At 70.2% G+C, this 14128-nt stretch carries 13 protein-coding genes; 7 read left to right on the top strand and 6 right to left on the bottom strand.

Going from position 1 to position 14128, the window contains the following annotated elements; genetic code table 11:
* Positions 1 to 228 precede the first annotated feature (228 nt).
* On the top strand, positions 229 to 552 hold the full coding sequence (locus tag ACSQ1L_RS05595) for a DUF1476 domain-containing protein (protein ID WP_435992789.1): 324 nt from the start codon (positions 229 to 231) through the stop codon (positions 550 to 552).
* A gap of 124 nt (positions 553 to 676) precedes the next feature.
* Here ACSQ1L_RS05595 and ACSQ1L_RS05590 read toward each other — a convergent pair whose 3' ends face one another.
* The 3 genes from ACSQ1L_RS05590 to purB form a co-directional block, all read right to left on the bottom strand.
* The gene (locus ACSQ1L_RS05590) at positions 677 to 1258 is read right to left on the bottom strand and encodes a fasciclin domain-containing protein (RefSeq protein WP_435992787.1); all 582 of its coding nucleotides are present in this window, start codon (positions 1256 to 1258) and stop codon (positions 677 to 679) included.
* Positions 1259 to 1373: 115 nt separating this feature from the next.
* Positions 1374 to 1868, bottom strand: a complete 495-nt coding sequence (locus ACSQ1L_RS05585) for a DNA-deoxyinosine glycosylase (RefSeq protein WP_435992785.1) — start codon at positions 1866 to 1868, stop codon at positions 1374 to 1376.
* A 4-nt stretch (positions 1869 to 1872) separates the two neighbouring features.
* Complete coding sequence (gene purB, locus ACSQ1L_RS05580; RefSeq protein ID WP_435992783.1) at positions 1873 to 3180, bottom strand: adenylosuccinate lyase; 1308 nt, start codon at positions 3178 to 3180, stop codon at positions 1873 to 1875.
* Positions 3181 to 3312: 132 nt separating this feature from the next.
* Between purB and ACSQ1L_RS05575 the strand changes: the two genes are divergently transcribed.
* On the top strand, positions 3313 to 3960 hold the full coding sequence (locus ACSQ1L_RS05575) for a glutathione S-transferase (protein ID WP_435992781.1): 648 nt from the start codon (positions 3313 to 3315) through the stop codon (positions 3958 to 3960).
* A gap of 185 nt (positions 3961 to 4145) precedes the next feature.
* Here ACSQ1L_RS05575 and ACSQ1L_RS05570 read toward each other — a convergent pair whose 3' ends face one another.
* Both ACSQ1L_RS05570 and ACSQ1L_RS05565 read right to left on the bottom strand, forming a co-directional pair.
* Entirely contained in the window at positions 4146 to 5771 is a 1626-nt protein-coding gene (locus ACSQ1L_RS05570) for a lytic transglycosylase domain-containing protein (RefSeq protein WP_435992780.1), read from the bottom strand.
* A 192-nt stretch (positions 5772 to 5963) separates the two neighbouring features.
* A complete protein-coding gene (locus tag ACSQ1L_RS05565) occupies positions 5964 to 6755 on the bottom strand; it encodes a uracil-DNA glycosylase (RefSeq protein WP_435992779.1) in 792 nt (263 codons plus the stop codon).
* Positions 6756 to 6956: 201 nt separating this feature from the next.
* Between ACSQ1L_RS05565 and ACSQ1L_RS05560 the strand changes: the two genes are divergently transcribed.
* From ACSQ1L_RS05560 to ACSQ1L_RS05540, 5 genes are all read left to right on the top strand, one after another.
* The gene (locus ACSQ1L_RS05560; RefSeq protein ID WP_435993655.1) at positions 6957 to 8612 is read left to right on the top strand and encodes an electron transfer flavoprotein-ubiquinone oxidoreductase; all 1656 of its coding nucleotides are present in this window, start codon (positions 6957 to 6959) and stop codon (positions 8610 to 8612) included.
* Between the two features lie 56 nt (positions 8613 to 8668).
* Positions 8669 to 10480 (top strand): tetratricopeptide repeat protein, encoded by a 1812-nt coding sequence (locus ACSQ1L_RS05555; protein ID WP_435992777.1) that lies wholly within the window; start codon positions 8669 to 8671, stop codon positions 10478 to 10480.
* A 3-nt stretch (positions 10481 to 10483) separates the two neighbouring features.
* Positions 10484 to 11347: a 4-(cytidine 5'-diphospho)-2-C-methyl-D-erythritol kinase gene (locus ACSQ1L_RS05550; protein WP_435992775.1), complete on the top strand. Its 864-nt coding sequence runs from the start codon at positions 10484 to 10486 to the stop codon at positions 11345 to 11347.
* 215 nt (positions 11348 to 11562) lie between these two features.
* Complete coding sequence (locus tag ACSQ1L_RS05545; RefSeq protein ID WP_435992773.1) at positions 11563 to 12207, top strand: fasciclin domain-containing protein; 645 nt, start codon at positions 11563 to 11565, stop codon at positions 12205 to 12207.
* A gap of 106 nt (positions 12208 to 12313) precedes the next feature.
* Complete coding sequence (locus ACSQ1L_RS05540; RefSeq protein WP_435992771.1) at positions 12314 to 13234, top strand: hypothetical protein; 921 nt, start codon at positions 12314 to 12316, stop codon at positions 13232 to 13234.
* A 29-nt stretch (positions 13235 to 13263) separates the two neighbouring features.
* Here the strand turns inward: ACSQ1L_RS05540 and ACSQ1L_RS05535 are convergent, their stop codons facing one another.
* Positions 13264 to 14001, bottom strand: a complete 738-nt coding sequence (locus ACSQ1L_RS05535; protein WP_435992769.1) for a polysaccharide deacetylase family protein — start codon at positions 13999 to 14001, stop codon at positions 13264 to 13266.
* Positions 14002 to 14128 lie beyond the last annotated feature (127 nt).

Here is a 14128-nt window from a genome sequence, read left to right as displayed (position 1 = left end):
CGCCGGAAACGAAAATCGCGCGGCCAGCACGGTGGTCTGGGCGGCGCGATCCGGAATCGGGCGGGCGGGAGAATTCGACGGGCCCTCCCTTAGCGGAACCCGGGCTGCGACACAAACGGCGGCCCCGATTGAACCGTCAGGGTTTCCGTTGCGTTCGGCTCGGGGGGAGCTATAGAGCACCTCGATCGCGGTCACCTTCCGGCCGCCTGACGGAGCCTGCAGACGCCCATGACGACCTTCGACGATCGGGAAAAGGGCTTCGAGTCCAAGTTCGCCCTCGATCAGGAGCAGGAATTCAAGGCGATCGCCCGGCGCAACAAGCTGCTGGGCCTCTGGGCGGCTGAAAAGATGGGCCTGTCGGCCGACACCGCCGATCAGTACGCCGGCGCCGTGGTCCGCGCCGACTTCGAACAGCCGGGCGAGGAAGACGTCTACCGCAAGATCGCCCAGGACCTGGAAGGCGCGGGCCTGATCGTTTCCGAGGGCGAGATTCGCCGCAAGATGGACGAACTGTCCTCGGTCGCCCGCGAACAGATTCGCAGCGGCGAATAAGCCGCTTCCCTGCGTCACGACGAGGAAAGGCCGCGGCCTTTCGGCTGCGGCCTTTCAGGACGGACCGATTGGGGGCGATCCGCCGCCGGCGCCGTAGGGGGAGGCGGCGCCGGTATTCCTGCCGCTACCGCGGCTCTGCGACCGTATCGACCGCGTGAACCACGCCGTTCGAAGCGATCATGTCGGCCTCGACCACCCGCGCGACCTCGCCCGCGCCATCGGTCAGGGTGATCGAGCCGGCCGCGTCGGTCCGCGCCGTCAGCGTTCCTCCCTGCATGGTGGTCAGGACCAGCGATCCGCCGCCGGCCTGGATCCGCTGGATCAGCGCGGCGGCTTCGAGCCGGGCCGGGATTACGTGATAGGTCAGCAGTCGCCTCAGATCAGCGCGCCCCTCGGGCGCCGTCAGGGCGTCACGCCGGGCGGCCGGAATCTTCTCGAAGGCCGCATTGTTGGGCGCGAAGACGGTGAAGGGACCCGCGCCGTTGAGGGTCTCTTCCATCCCGGCGGTCTGGATGGCGCTGACCAGGGTGGTGAGGTCGGGGTCGCGCTGCGCCAGCATCAGAACGGTTCCGGCCGACGACGTGGCTGGCGTGGCCGTCGGAGCCTCGGCCCTGTCCTGCGCCGGCGGAGTCTCGCCGCGGTCGCAGGCCGCCAATGTCAGCGCCAGAGCCGACAGGGCTGCCAGGATCGGACGAATAGACGGCATGCGCTTCCCCTCGTGGGACCCGCCCCTCCAGGCGATGTCACAAACGGATATGGCTCAGCCGCGAAAAGGATGCGTCGCCGCGATATTTTTCTGCACCGCCGATCGCCGAATGGCGTCATGCGGCGTAGCTGGCCAGCGCCGCCCATGCCGCCGCCTTGTCCGCGAACGGGCGCGCATGGGCGGGGCTGGAGGAGGGAAGGTCGATCAGCGCGACCCCATCGGGGCGGTCCGCCAGAATCGCCCGCCCGAGCTTCGCGGCCTTGCTCCCGTTGAAAGCCACGGCCCGCAGCGCCGGCAGGGTCAGCACCAGTCCGCGCAGGTCGGCCGCCTCGGGGGCGCGGATCGCGGCGTCCAGGCTGCCGGGCCGTTCGGCGCTGGCGATGACATCCCACAGGCCGACGCCCGCCGCCTTCAGCGCCGTCAGCCGGTCTTCGTAGGGCAGGGCGGCCAGGTCGCGCCCGGTCACGCCGCCGATCAGTCGCCAGAAGGCGTTCTGGGGATGGCCATAGTATTGTCCCGCCCTCAGCGAGGCGTCGCCGGGCAGGCTGCCGAGGATAAGCAGGCGCGTGTTGGCGTCGACGACCGGGTCGAAGGCGCGCTTGCGGTTCACGGCCTCAGGCGTGTTCGGGCCCGAACACCCGCGCGAACACCGTGTCCACGTGCTTGGTGTGGTAGCCGATGTCGAACAGCGCCTCGAGCTGCGCCGCCGGCAGGGTGACCCGCTCGTCGGCCTTCAGGAAGTCGAGGAAGGCCCCTTCGCCGCGCCACACCTTCATGGCGTTCTCCTGCACGGCCGCGTAGGCGCTCTCGCGCGACACGCCCGCCTGGGTCAGCGCCAGCATGACCCGCTGGGAATGAACCAGCCCGCCCAGCAGGTTGAGGTTCTTCTCCATATTCGCCGGATAGATGTTCAGCCGCTCGACCACTCCGGCCAGCCGGTGCAGGGCGAAGTCGAGGTGGATGGTCGCGTCCGGCCCGATGCCGCGCTCGACCGAGGAATGGCTGATATCCCGCTCGTGCCACAGGGCGACGTTCTCCATCGCCGGCACGACGGCCGATCGCACGAGACGGGCGAGGCCGGTCAGGTTCTCGGTCAGGATCGGATTGCGCTTGTGCGGCATGGCCGACGAGCCCTTCTGGCCCGGATCGAACGGCTCCTCGGCTTCCAGCACCTCGGTGCGCTGCAGATGGCGGATTTCAACGGCCAGCCGCTCGACCGACGACGCCACGACGCCCAGGGCCGCGAAGAAGGCCGCGTGGCGGTCGCGCGGGATCACCTGGGTCGAAACGGGCTCGACCTGCAGGCCCATCTTGTCGGCGACATAGGCCTCGACCGCCGGATCGACATTGGCGAACGTCCCGACCGCGCCGGAGATGGCGCAGGTGGCGATCTCTTCCCTGGCGGTCAGCAGGCGGCGCTTCGCCCGCTGGAACTCGGCGTGATAGCCGGCCAGCTTCAGGCCGAAGGTCACGGGCTCGGCGTGGATGCCGTGGCTGCGGCCGACGCACGGCGTGAACTTGTGCTCCCTGGCGCGCTTCTGGAGCGCGGCCAGCACCCGGTCGACGCCCTCGACCAGCAGATCGGCCGACCGCGCCAGTTGCACCGCGAAACAGGTGTCCAGCACGTCGGACGAGGTCATGCCCTGATGCAGGAAGCGCGCCTCCTCGCCGACGATCTCCGACACATGGGTCAGGAAGGCGATGACATCGTGCTTGGTGGTTCGCTCGATCTCGTCGATGCGGTCGGCGTCGAACGCCGCGTCCTTGCCCTTGGCCCAGATGGCTTCGGCGGCTTCGGTCGGGATCACGCCCAGCTCGGCCATCTTGGTGGCGGCGTGGGCCTCGATCTCGAACCAGATCCGGTATTTGGTCTCCTGCGACCAGATATCGACGGCGGCGGGGCGGGAATAGCGGATGATCATGGGCGCGGGATGTCAGGCGAGGACGGGTCCGAGTCAAGCGCCGCTTGTGGCGGAGGCGCCGGAACTCGGCCCGCGAGGCATGGCGGCCAGGCCCGGCGCGCCCTATTCCTCCTCCAACTGACGGAGGGATTCATGGAACTGATCATCGGACCGCGCCTGTACTCCACCTGGTCGCTGCGGCCGTGGCTGGTGCTGAAGCGCTGCAAGGCGGACTTCACGGTGCGAGAGTTCGACATCTACACGCCCGAGGGTCAGGCGGAGCTCGAGCGCGTCTCTCCCTCGCGCCTCGTGCCCCTGCTCAAGGTCGAGGGCGAGACCATCTGGGACTCCATGGCCATCTCGGTCTGGTGCGCCGAACGCTATCCGCAGGTCCGGCTGTGGCCCGCCGACGCCCATGCCCGCTGGCTGGCCCGCTCCGCCGCGTGCGAGATGCATGGCGGCTTCATGGGTCTGCGCACCGACTGCGGCATGGGGCCCGACCACACCATGGTCGGTCCGGACCGCTCGCCGCCTCCCAAGGGAGAGGCCGTGGAGCGGGACATCCGCCGCATCGTCAGTCTGTGGAGGGAGATGCGGCGCCGCTTCGGCGCCGGCGGGCCCTACATGTTCGGCGAATGGTCGGTCCCCGACGCCTTCTACACCCCCGTGGCCACGCGCTTCCGGCATTTTCAGATCGATCTCTCGGCCTATGGGGATGACGACGGTCTGGCCGCCGCCTATCGCGACACCCTGCTGGCCCAGCCCGACTTCCTCGAATGGTCGGCGGAAGCGCTGCGTTAACCGCACGGCGGAACGCGGCCTTAAGACAACGCCGGTATCTCTGGAGCCTCGAATGCGCACAGGCGTTCCGGGTCAGCCATGTCGATGCACGCCCCACAGCCCGAGACCCGTCGCCCCAGCTTGATGGTCTATGGGCTGCTGATCGTGATCGCCTGCTGTCTGCCGGCGCTGCTGCTGGCCGGCCTCTAGCCGCTGGTCGCGGGAGCCGAGGCCACTTCCATCGGCTGCACCGGCTCGGGCGGAACATAGTCCAGCGACAGCGGCACCAGCGTGGCCCCCGCCGCCACTGCGTCCAGCGTGTTCAGCGGCCGTCCGTTGAGCCGCTGGTAGATCCAGTAGGCCGCCACAACCTTCTCCACATAATCCCGGGCCTGCGGCACATCGATCGTTTCGATCAGCAGGAGCGGGTCGGCGTCCTGGCCCAGCTTGCGCACTGCCGCGACCATGGGGCCCGGCCCCGCATTGTACGACGCCGCCACCCTCAGCAGGTCGCCGTTGATGGCCGGCATGGCCATCACCTTGGTCACATAAGCCTGACCCAGGCGGGCGTTCACGGCCGGATCGAACAGCCGGTCCGGCTCCGAGACGAAGGCGCGATCGTTGGCCAGCTCCGCCGCCGTGGTCGGCATCACCTGCATCAGGCCATAGGCGCCCACCGCCGAGCGGGCGCGGGCGTTGAAGTCGGTCTCCTTGCGGGCGATGGCGTAGACCAGCGAGCGCTCGATGGTGAAGCCGCCCTCCGGCTGGATGTCCGGCTGCGGATAGCGGTCGGCGTCGATGCGCCTGGCGTCGTCGCTGACGCCCGTCACGCGGGGGCCAAGCGCCCGGCCCAGCGCGGCCCACAGCTGCCGCCCACGCTCGGTCAGCGCCGAACGCAGGCCGGTGCGCAGTTCATCACGCGCGTCGGTCCCCCGCCCGACCTCGTAATAGGCCACGGTGCGGCGTGCGCGGTCGTCGGAGCGGATGAAGGCGTTCAGGTCGTCGGCGTCCACCTCGGCCGCATCGTCCGGATGATAGATCGTCCGCAGCACGCCGGCGGCCTGATACGGCGTCGGCCCAAGATTCTCGACGGTCGGCTCCTCGCCGAGCTGGCGCAGGGCGATCTGGCCATAGAAGGTCGCCGGCCAGGCGCCGGCCCGGCGCAGCAGGGGCTGCACCCGATCCTGCTGGCTCGAGCGCCCCGCGGCGCGAGCGGCCCAGAAGGCCGCGCCGGAGCGCACCCAGCCGTCTTCGGTCGGATCGTCCAGCACCCGCTCGAACGCCGTCGTCGCCTTGGCGTATTCGCCCAGCCGATAGCTGGCCAGGCCAACCACCCACCAGTCGCCGATCTGCTCGCCCAGGGCGACCGCGCCGGTCAGGTCGTCGTGGTTCAGGGCGATGCGCGCCGCCTTGGTCGGGTCGTCTTCCGAGGCCCCGCCGCCCGCCGCGACGACGCTGGACCAGGTCCGGCCGCTGACGCTGGAAGGCCGCTTCGGCTCAGGGGCGCCATCGGGGCGCCGGCGCAGGGCCAGATTATAGGCGCGCGGCGCGCACGGAAGGTCCGAATACTCTTCCAGCCAGGCCGCCAGTTCCTCGTAGGTGGCCGAATGGTCAGGGTGAAACAGCCGCTCGAACTCGACCTGGCCCAGCAGCACGCGGTCGTTGGCCTGTCGGGCCGAGGCGCGGGCGGCGTCGAGATCGCCACGGCGCAGGGCATCGAAGGCGGTGGTGTAGCTGAGGCGGTCCGCGGGACTCAGCGCGGACAGGGCCCGCCGACCTTCTTCCTCGGCGTGCGAGGGCGCGGCGGCCCCCAGCGCGAGGGCGAACGCCACAGCGGTCGTCGACGCGGCAAACACGCGGCGGAGATTAAACGGCACTGAGGCGGCCCCCCTTTGAGCGTCATGCGGATCGTCTCGACTCGATCCATCCGGCGCTGTTCGTTCGGTCGTCAGGCCAGAAAGGCGCCACCGCCCCGGCCCATGTCAAGGATTCACCCCTTTTGGGGCAGTTTTGAGTCGGTGGAGTTAACGAGCTTGACCGTCCAGCCGGGCCGCCAGCGACAGAATATCCGCCCAGGCCTGCCGCTTGGCCATCGGCTGGCGCAGCAGAAAGGCCGGATGCAGGGTCGGCAGGGCCGGGGCCGCCACGCCGCCCTCGGCCAGCCGCCATTCGCGCCACTGGCCCCTCAGCTTCATGATGCCTTCGTCCGCGCCCAGCACCGCCCTGGAGGCCGCCGCACCGACCAGCAGCACCGCCCTGGGCTTCAACAGGGCGAAGGCTCGCTCCACGAACGGCGCGCAAACCGCCTGCTCCGCCGGCGTCGGCGTGCGGTTGCCCGGCGGCCGCCAGAACACGGTGTTGGTGATGAACACCCGCCCCTCCAGCCCGGCCTCGGCCAGCATCCGGTCCAGCAGCTGGCCCGCCTTGCCGACGAACGGCTGGCCGCGCGCGTCCTCCTCCGCGCCGGGGCCCTCGCCGATGACCAGCACCTCGGCCTCGGGATTGCCCCGCGCGAAGACCGCCTGCCGCGCCCCGAGACCCCGCAAGGGACAGCCCTCGAAAGCCGCGATGGCCTCGCCCAGCGCTTCAAGCGTGTCCGCTCCCGCCGCCAGCCGCCGCGCCTCAGCCAGTGCATCCGAAGCGTCGACCACCGGCGTCACCGCCGCCGTCGCCCTGGCCACGGCCTTCAGCGCCGGCGGCGGCTCGACATGGGTCCGGTCGACCGGCGCATCCCCGAAACAGGCATCGACGCCCGCGTCGCGCCAGAAGGCGAGCAGGCTTTCGGTCGCGGCGGTGGTCGGGGTGTGCGAAGTCATGGGCGGGCTGGGACAGGGATAGTCCTTGACCGCCCCGGCGTCACCTTCGGATAAGGCGTCACCCACAAGACCCCGCGCAAGACGAGGATTTCAGCCATGGCCCAGGACGCTATCGAAGGCGGCGCGACGAACGCCTGGCAGGAAGCCGTGATCGACAAGCTGCCGCCTGCGGAGGCCCTCGCCGGAGTCGAGCGCGAGGTCATGGAGTACGACGTGGTCGTCGTCGGCGGCGGCCCTGCCGGTCTCGCCGCCGCCATTCGCCTGAAGCAGCGCGCGGCGAAGGACGGCAAGGACATCTCCGTCGCCGTTCTGGAGAAGAGCGCCGAGATCGGCGGCCACATCCTCTCGGGCGCCGTGATCGACCCGAAGGCCCTGACCGAACTGTTCCCCGACTGGAAGGAACGTGGCGCGCCGCTCGAGACGCCGGTGACGAAGGACCGCTTCCTTGTCCTAGGCCCGCAGGGCGAAGCCTCACTGCCGATGTTCCTGCTGCCGCCGCTGATGCACAACGACGGCTGCTATATCGCCTCCCTCGGCAACGTGTGTCGCTGGCTGGGCGAGCAGGCCGAGGCACTGGGTGTCGAGGTCTATCCCGGCATGGCCGCCAGCCATGTGGTCTGGGACGAACCCACCGGCCGGGTGAAGGGCGTCGTCGCCGGCGTGTTCGGCATCGACCGTCATGGCAAGCCCACCGGCGACTTCCAGCCCGGCATCGAACTGCACGGCAAATACGTCTTCATCGCCGAGGGCGTGCGCGGCTCGCTGGCCAAGACCATCATGGCCCGCCACAACCTGTGCGACACGGCCGAGCCGCAGAAGTTCGGCATCGGGCTCAAGGAGCTTTGGCAGGTGCCGGCCGACAAGCACCAGCCAGGCCTGGTCCAGCACACCACCGGCTGGCCGCTGGACGAGTTCACTGGCGGCGGCAGCTTCATGTACCATTTCGGCGACCGCTACGTGGCCATCGGCTACGTCGTGCACCTGAACTACAAGAACCCGTTCCTTTCTCCCTTCGACGAGTTCCAGCGCTTCAAGCACCATCCGTCCATCGCCGAACACCTGCAGGGCGGTACGCGTATCTCCTACGGGGCCCGCGCCATCACCGAGGGCGGGTTCCAGTCGGTGCCGAAGCTCAGCTTCCCCGGCGGCGCGCTGATCGGCTGTGCGGCCGGCTTCGTGAACGTGCCGCGCATCAAGGGCAGCCACAACGCCATGAAGACCGGCATGCTGGCTGCCGACGCCGCCTATGACGCCGTGATCGCCGGCCGGGCAGGGGACCAACTGCTCGAATACCAGACCGCCTATGAAAACAGCTGGGTCTACACGGACCTCAAGCGGGTCCGGAACGCCAAGCCGCTGCTGACCCGGTTCGGCACCACGCTTGGGGGGGCGCTCGGCCTGTTCGACATGTGGTTCCAGACGCTGTTCGGCGGCCTGTCCGTGTTGGGCACGCTGAAGCACCGGAAGACCGACGCCGCCTCGACCGAACCGGCCGCGAAGCACAAGCCGATCGCCTATCCGAAGCCGGACGGCGTCCTGTCGTTCGACAAGCTGTCTTCGGTCTTCATCTCCAACACCAACCACGCCGAAGAGCAGCCGGCGCATCTGAAGCTGCTGGACCCGTCGATCCCGATCCGTGTCAACCTGCCGGAATACGGCGAGCCGGCGCGCCTCTATTGCCCGGCCGGCGTCTATGAGGTGGTCTATGGGGACGAGGCGGCGAAGACCGACCCGCGCTTCGTCATCAACGCCCAGAACTGCGTCCACTGCAAAACCTGTGACATCAAGGATCCGTCGCAGAACATCGTCTGGACCACGCCCGAGGGCGGTGGCGGGCCCAACTACCCGAATATGTGACGGCGGCGTAAGCGAGAGGCCTTGCCGAGGCCGCATAATCCGGGAAGGGTTCCGTTATGCGCCTCACCTCACTTCGCCTGCTCCTGTCCGGTTGCGCCTTGCTGGCCCTCACGGCCCCCGCCGCGGCCCAGGACGCGCCGATCATCGTCGATCCGCCGCTGACCCCGCGGGACAGCGCCCCTGTGGTCGTTCCGACCGACGATCCGGCGCCCATCGCCGAACCGGCCGCGCCGGCGATCCCCGAAGTGTGGGCCCCCGCGCCTTTCACCGCCGACGGCCAGTCCGCCTACGGCCTGTACCTGTCCGGCCGTGTCGCCAGCCTCAGGGGCGAGCAGGCGACCGGCGCCGAACTGCTGGCGCACAGCCAGTCCCTGACCCCGGAACAGCCGCAGTTGGGCGGCGAAGCCTTCCTCGCCAGCCTGTTCTCGGGCGACATCGACGCCGTGGTCCGGCTGGCGCCCTTCGTGGCGGACACCCCTCTGTTCGCCGGGGCCGGTCGCCTGGCGACGGTGGTCCAGACCCTGCGCGACGGCAATGGCGAGGCCGCCCTTGCGCTGATGCGCGGAGAGCCTTTCCCGGATCCCTACGGCCCGGTGACGAGCTATCTGTTGCCGGCGATCGCCGCCGCCGGAGGCGACTGGGACGCGGCGCTCCGGCCCGTCGAGGCCCCGACGACCGAGACCGCTGGTCTCATCCTGCGCGATCAACGCGCCCAGCTTCTTGAGAGCCGCCGCCGCTTCGCCGAGGCCGAGGTCGAATACAAGGCCCTGCTGGCGATCCCGGACGGCGCGCGCCTGTTCCGCGTGCACTACGGCGCCTTCCTCGAGCGCCAGGGCCGGCGTGACGAGGCGTTGACCGTGTACGCGGCGGCGCTGGCCGGCGACGCGCCGGATCCTCGCGCCCTGGTCGCCGGGCGGCGCATGCGTAGCGGAGGCCGGGCGCCGGCCGCGCCGACGGCGCGCCAGATCGCTTCCGACGCGCTGGCCTTCGCCGCGATGGAGACCAGCCAGGTCGACGTGCACGAACTGTCGGCCATCTACCTGCATCTGGCGTCCGCGCTGCACCCCGACGACGCCATCACCCTGCGCTTGGCCGAGAGCCTGGACGAGGCGCATCAGGACGCCGCCGCCCGCGCCGCCTATGCCCGGGTCGGCCCATCCAATCCGATCGTCTACGCCAGCGCACAGCTCGGCCTCGGTGTCATCCTGCAGAAGGAAAACCAGCACGGGGAAGCGCTCGAAGCCTTCATCCGCGCCGACGCCGCGGCGCCCGACCAGGTCATCGTCTCGCGCATCCTGGCCAACCAGTATTTCAATCTCGAGCGCTACGAGGAGGCGCTCGAGATCCTCAACCGGCCCACGGTGAATACCGCCAGCCAGTCCGCGGATGTCCGCTTCGATCGCGGCCGCACCCTGGAGCGGCTCGGCCGGATCGAAGAGGCCGAGGCCGAGCTCTGGACCGCGCTGCAGATGGCGCCCGACGAACCGACGCTGCTGAACCATCTCGGCTATCTGTGGGTCGACAGCGGCCGCCGCGTCGAGCAGGGGGCCGAGATGATCGCCCGCGCCTTCGCCGCCGATCCGCGCAACGCCAACATCCAGGACTCGCTCGGCTGGGCCCAGTACCGGCGCGGCCAGTACGAAATCGCCGTCGAGACGCTCGAACAGGCCGTGGCCAAACAGCCCGCCAACGCCGAGATCAACGACCACCTCGGCGACGCCTACTGGCAGGTGGGCCGCCGCCGCGAGGCCGGCTGGCAGTGGAACCGGGTGCTGACGCTCGAGCCAGAGCCCGAGCGCCGCGCCGAGGTCGAGCAGAAGCTGGCCGACGGCCTCTCCGCGCCGGCCCTGTCCGGCGGCCAGCCCTGAGGCATGGCCGAGCGCTCCGCTCTCGCCCCGGCCAAGGTCAACCTGTTCCTCCACGTCGGCCCGGTTGACGGCGACGGCTACCACCCCCTTGCCAGCCTGGTCGCCTTCGCGGACGTCGGCGACCGCATCGCCGTCACGCTCTCAGACCGTCTGTCGCTGAGCGTCGGGGGCGAGTTCGCGGCGGGGCTAGGGCAGGGCGACAACCTGATCCTGCGCGCCCTGCGCGCGCTCGGCGAGGCCGCCGGAATCGGTGAGCCGCCGCTGGCCGTGACCCTCGACAAGCGCCTGCCGATCGCGGCGGGCCTGGGCGGCGGTTCATCCGACGCGGGGGCGGCGCTCAAGCTGGCGCGCGAGGCCCTTGGACTCGATTTTGATGACGACGCCTTCGCCGACATCGCCGGGACGATCGGCGCCGACGGCCCCATGTGCCTGCACGCCCGCACCGCCTGGGCGGAGGGCCGGGGCGACCGCCTGACCCCGGAGCCCCGCCTGCCGCCGCTCCCGGCCCTGCTGATCAATCCCCGCGTCCCCTCGCCGACGGGCGAGGTCTATCGCGCCTACGACGCGGGTCCGCCCGCCGCCGCCGACCGTCCGCCGGCGCCCTCCGCGTGGGACGTCGCCGCGGTGCTCGAATGGCTGGCCCGCCAGCGTAACGATCTGCAGGAGGCCGCCATCGGCCGTGCGCCCGCCATCGCCGAGGTGATCGCTGCCGCCACCGGTCTCCCAGCCGCGCGGCTGGTCCGCATGTCCGGGTCCGGCGCCACCGTCTTCGCCCTGTTTGAAACGCCCGCCGAAGCGATCTCCGCCGGCCGGCGCCTGTCGGAAAATCGGCCTGACTGGTGGATCGCTCCGACGAATCTGGGTTAGTTGCGACCGCGCCGAGCTTTATGGCGGCATATCGTCGGTATTGTGCAGTTCATCCCGGAATCGCCTTGAGATTACCTCATGATCCCGGATGTTTCGCCGCAACTGGCGTGAATATGGAACTCAGAAGGTCGCTCTGTTTCGTTTGGGGCGGATTTCATCATCACGGCCGCGCCTTTACTCGCCTTGCGGTCTCTTGAAGAACAAAGGGGATACTCATGCTTCGTATCAAACTTCTCGCCGCGGCTGCGACGACCGCTCTGCTGATCGCCCCGGCCGCCTTGGCCCAAGCCGCTCCCGCGCAACCCGCTCCCGCGGCCGCGCCGGCCCCGACGCCCGTCGCCGCCGAAAACGTGATCGAGGTGCTGAAGATGCACGGCCGGTTCACGACCCTGCTGCAGGCGCTTGATCAGGCCCAGCTGACCGAGACGCTCGCCACGCGCCCGCGCATCACGCTTTTCGCCCCGACGGACGAAGTCTTCGCCGCCCTGCCCGAGGCCGAGCGCACCCGCCTGCTCGACCCCGCCAACGTCCAGGAGCTTCGCAACCTGATGCTCTATCACGTGCTGGTCGCCGACCTGACGCCCGACCAGATCATGGGCGCGCGCGGCCCCATCGCCACCGCCGGCGGTCTTGAGGTCAACATCGACGGCACCGGCGAGGCCATCGCCATCGACAACGCCACGGTCACGGGTCCGGCGATCGATGCGGCCAACGGCGGCATCTACGTCATCGACAAGCTGCTGGACCCCGAGGCCGCCGCCCAGGGCGACTCGGAAGAGGCCGAGGCGGCTACCGCCGCTCCGGCGGAAGCCGCGCCGGCTCCGGACGGCTCGACCCCTCCGGCGACGCCGTCGAACTGACCGCTTGGACCTCTGAAAGCGAAAGGCGGCGGGCTCCGGTCCGCCGCCTTTTTCATGTCCGGACGGCCTTAACGGTCGGCCAACCGCTGTTGTGTACGCTGGCGGCATGGAAACGCTGACGCCCGCTCATATCGCCGCCTTCGAGGCCGTGCTGGCCCGGGTTTCCCCGGATGACCGCGCCCGCCTCCATGGCCTCAAGGACGCCGCCGCCGACGCGGCCGTCGCCTCCGCCCCGCACTGGGATTTCGACCAGCCGGCCCACCGCGCCGAAGAGGCCCTGCAGGCCGTCTTCGGGGCCGCGCTGACCGACGTCCACCGCCGCGCCCTCGTGGCCCTCTGGGCGCTGGAGATGCCGGCCCGCGTTCCCGCCGCCGACCTGCCGCCGGCGGTGATGGCGCTTTATTCGGAATGGATCGGCCGTCTCGCCGACTTCCTGACCGCCGCGCCTGACCCCTACGACCGCGACTTCTGGGCCAAGGACGTGCGCATAGCGCTGGTCCTCAGCGTGCCCGGCGCCCGCACCCAGATGATCGATCTCTCGTCGCCGATGGGGCCCGGCCAGGTGTTGCGCCACGCCCGCGAGGGCTGGGGCTGGTCCGTGGTCCCCGCCTACGCCGCCGCCCAGGCCTGGAAGCCGTGGCTGGAGGTGCACACCGAGAGCCGCGAACTCGGCGACTTCAATGAGGCCGGCTGGGATCGCGCCTGGGCCACCGCCGCCGAAATCCTCAGGCGCCGCCCCGAGATGGCCGGCATGCTCGGTTCCTCGTGGTTTTATGATCCGCCGCTGGAGCAGATCAGCCCGCGCCTCGCCTATCTGCGGGTCAATCCGCTGAAGCACGGCGCCTTCATGGTCCATCAGGGGCCCGGCGACATCCACACCCAGCGCGCCGCGACCAGTTCGCCGACCCGCGCCGCCCTGATCGAGACGGGCGAATACATCGCCCGCTCCTGGATCGTGGCCTGGCCCCGCGCCGCGCTGATCAGGTGGGCGGATGCGCGGAATGCCGAGATGGCGCAGGCCGCCTGAGTTTTATATCCGCTCGTCCCGGCCGGCGGCTATCGCGTGACCACGCCCCAGGCCGCCGCCACCGGTAGCACCTCCAGCCCCGCCGACTTCGCCAGCCGGAGCACCCGGTCCAGGTCGTCCGGCGTGCAACCATAGTCCGTCGGCCGGTCGCTTACATCGTGCCCATAGGCCGTCAGCCAGCCGCGCCGCGCCGCCGTCTCGGCCATCAGCGCGTCGAGGTCGTACCCCGGCAGCCGCCGGCTCTCCAGCCCGATGCTCCGGATCAGCGCCCGGTCCGCGCGCCCGGCGTTGACCCCGTCGCGCACCCCCCGCGCCAGATCGAACCGCCCGCGCACCACCCGCTTGGCCCCGACCGTCGCGTCCCCGAATGGCCAGGCGAAGGTCGTCATCCGGTAGCCGTCCAGCCGCTCCGCCACCCACGCCGCATTGGCGTCGAGGCTCAGCCGCAGCGCCTCCGCGTCCATCCGCAAGGCGCTGGTGTGGCCGAAGGTATGGCACCCCACCTCATGCCCCGCCGCGTGCAGCGCCTGCAGATGCTCCACCTCGAACTGGTCGCGGTCCATGTTGCGCCCGCCCGCCAGGCCGCCGCAGACATAGTAGGTGGCCCTGATCCCATGCGCGGCGAGGATCGGCCCCGCTTCCGTCCAGGCGCTGGCCGGGATGTCGTCGAAGCTCAGCGAGAACACGCCCTTCGCCGGGGCGATCTCCGCCGCCTCCACGTCGAGATAGCGCGCGGCCCGCCGGCGCAGCTGGTCGATCTGCTTCATGGCCGCAGGGTGAACGCCGCCCCTTAAAATTCCTTCTCCCGCGATGGCAGGCGGCGGATGGGTGACCCTGCCAACCCACACCCTGCCATCCCTGCCAAACCCGGTCGCCATCCCGCCATCTCGCACC

The organism is Brevundimonas sp. LjRoot202 (assembly GCF_964253355.1).
Classification (GTDB): domain Bacteria; phylum Pseudomonadota; class Alphaproteobacteria; order Caulobacterales; family Caulobacteraceae; genus Brevundimonas.
This window is presented reverse-complemented; position numbering and strand designations above follow the sequence as displayed.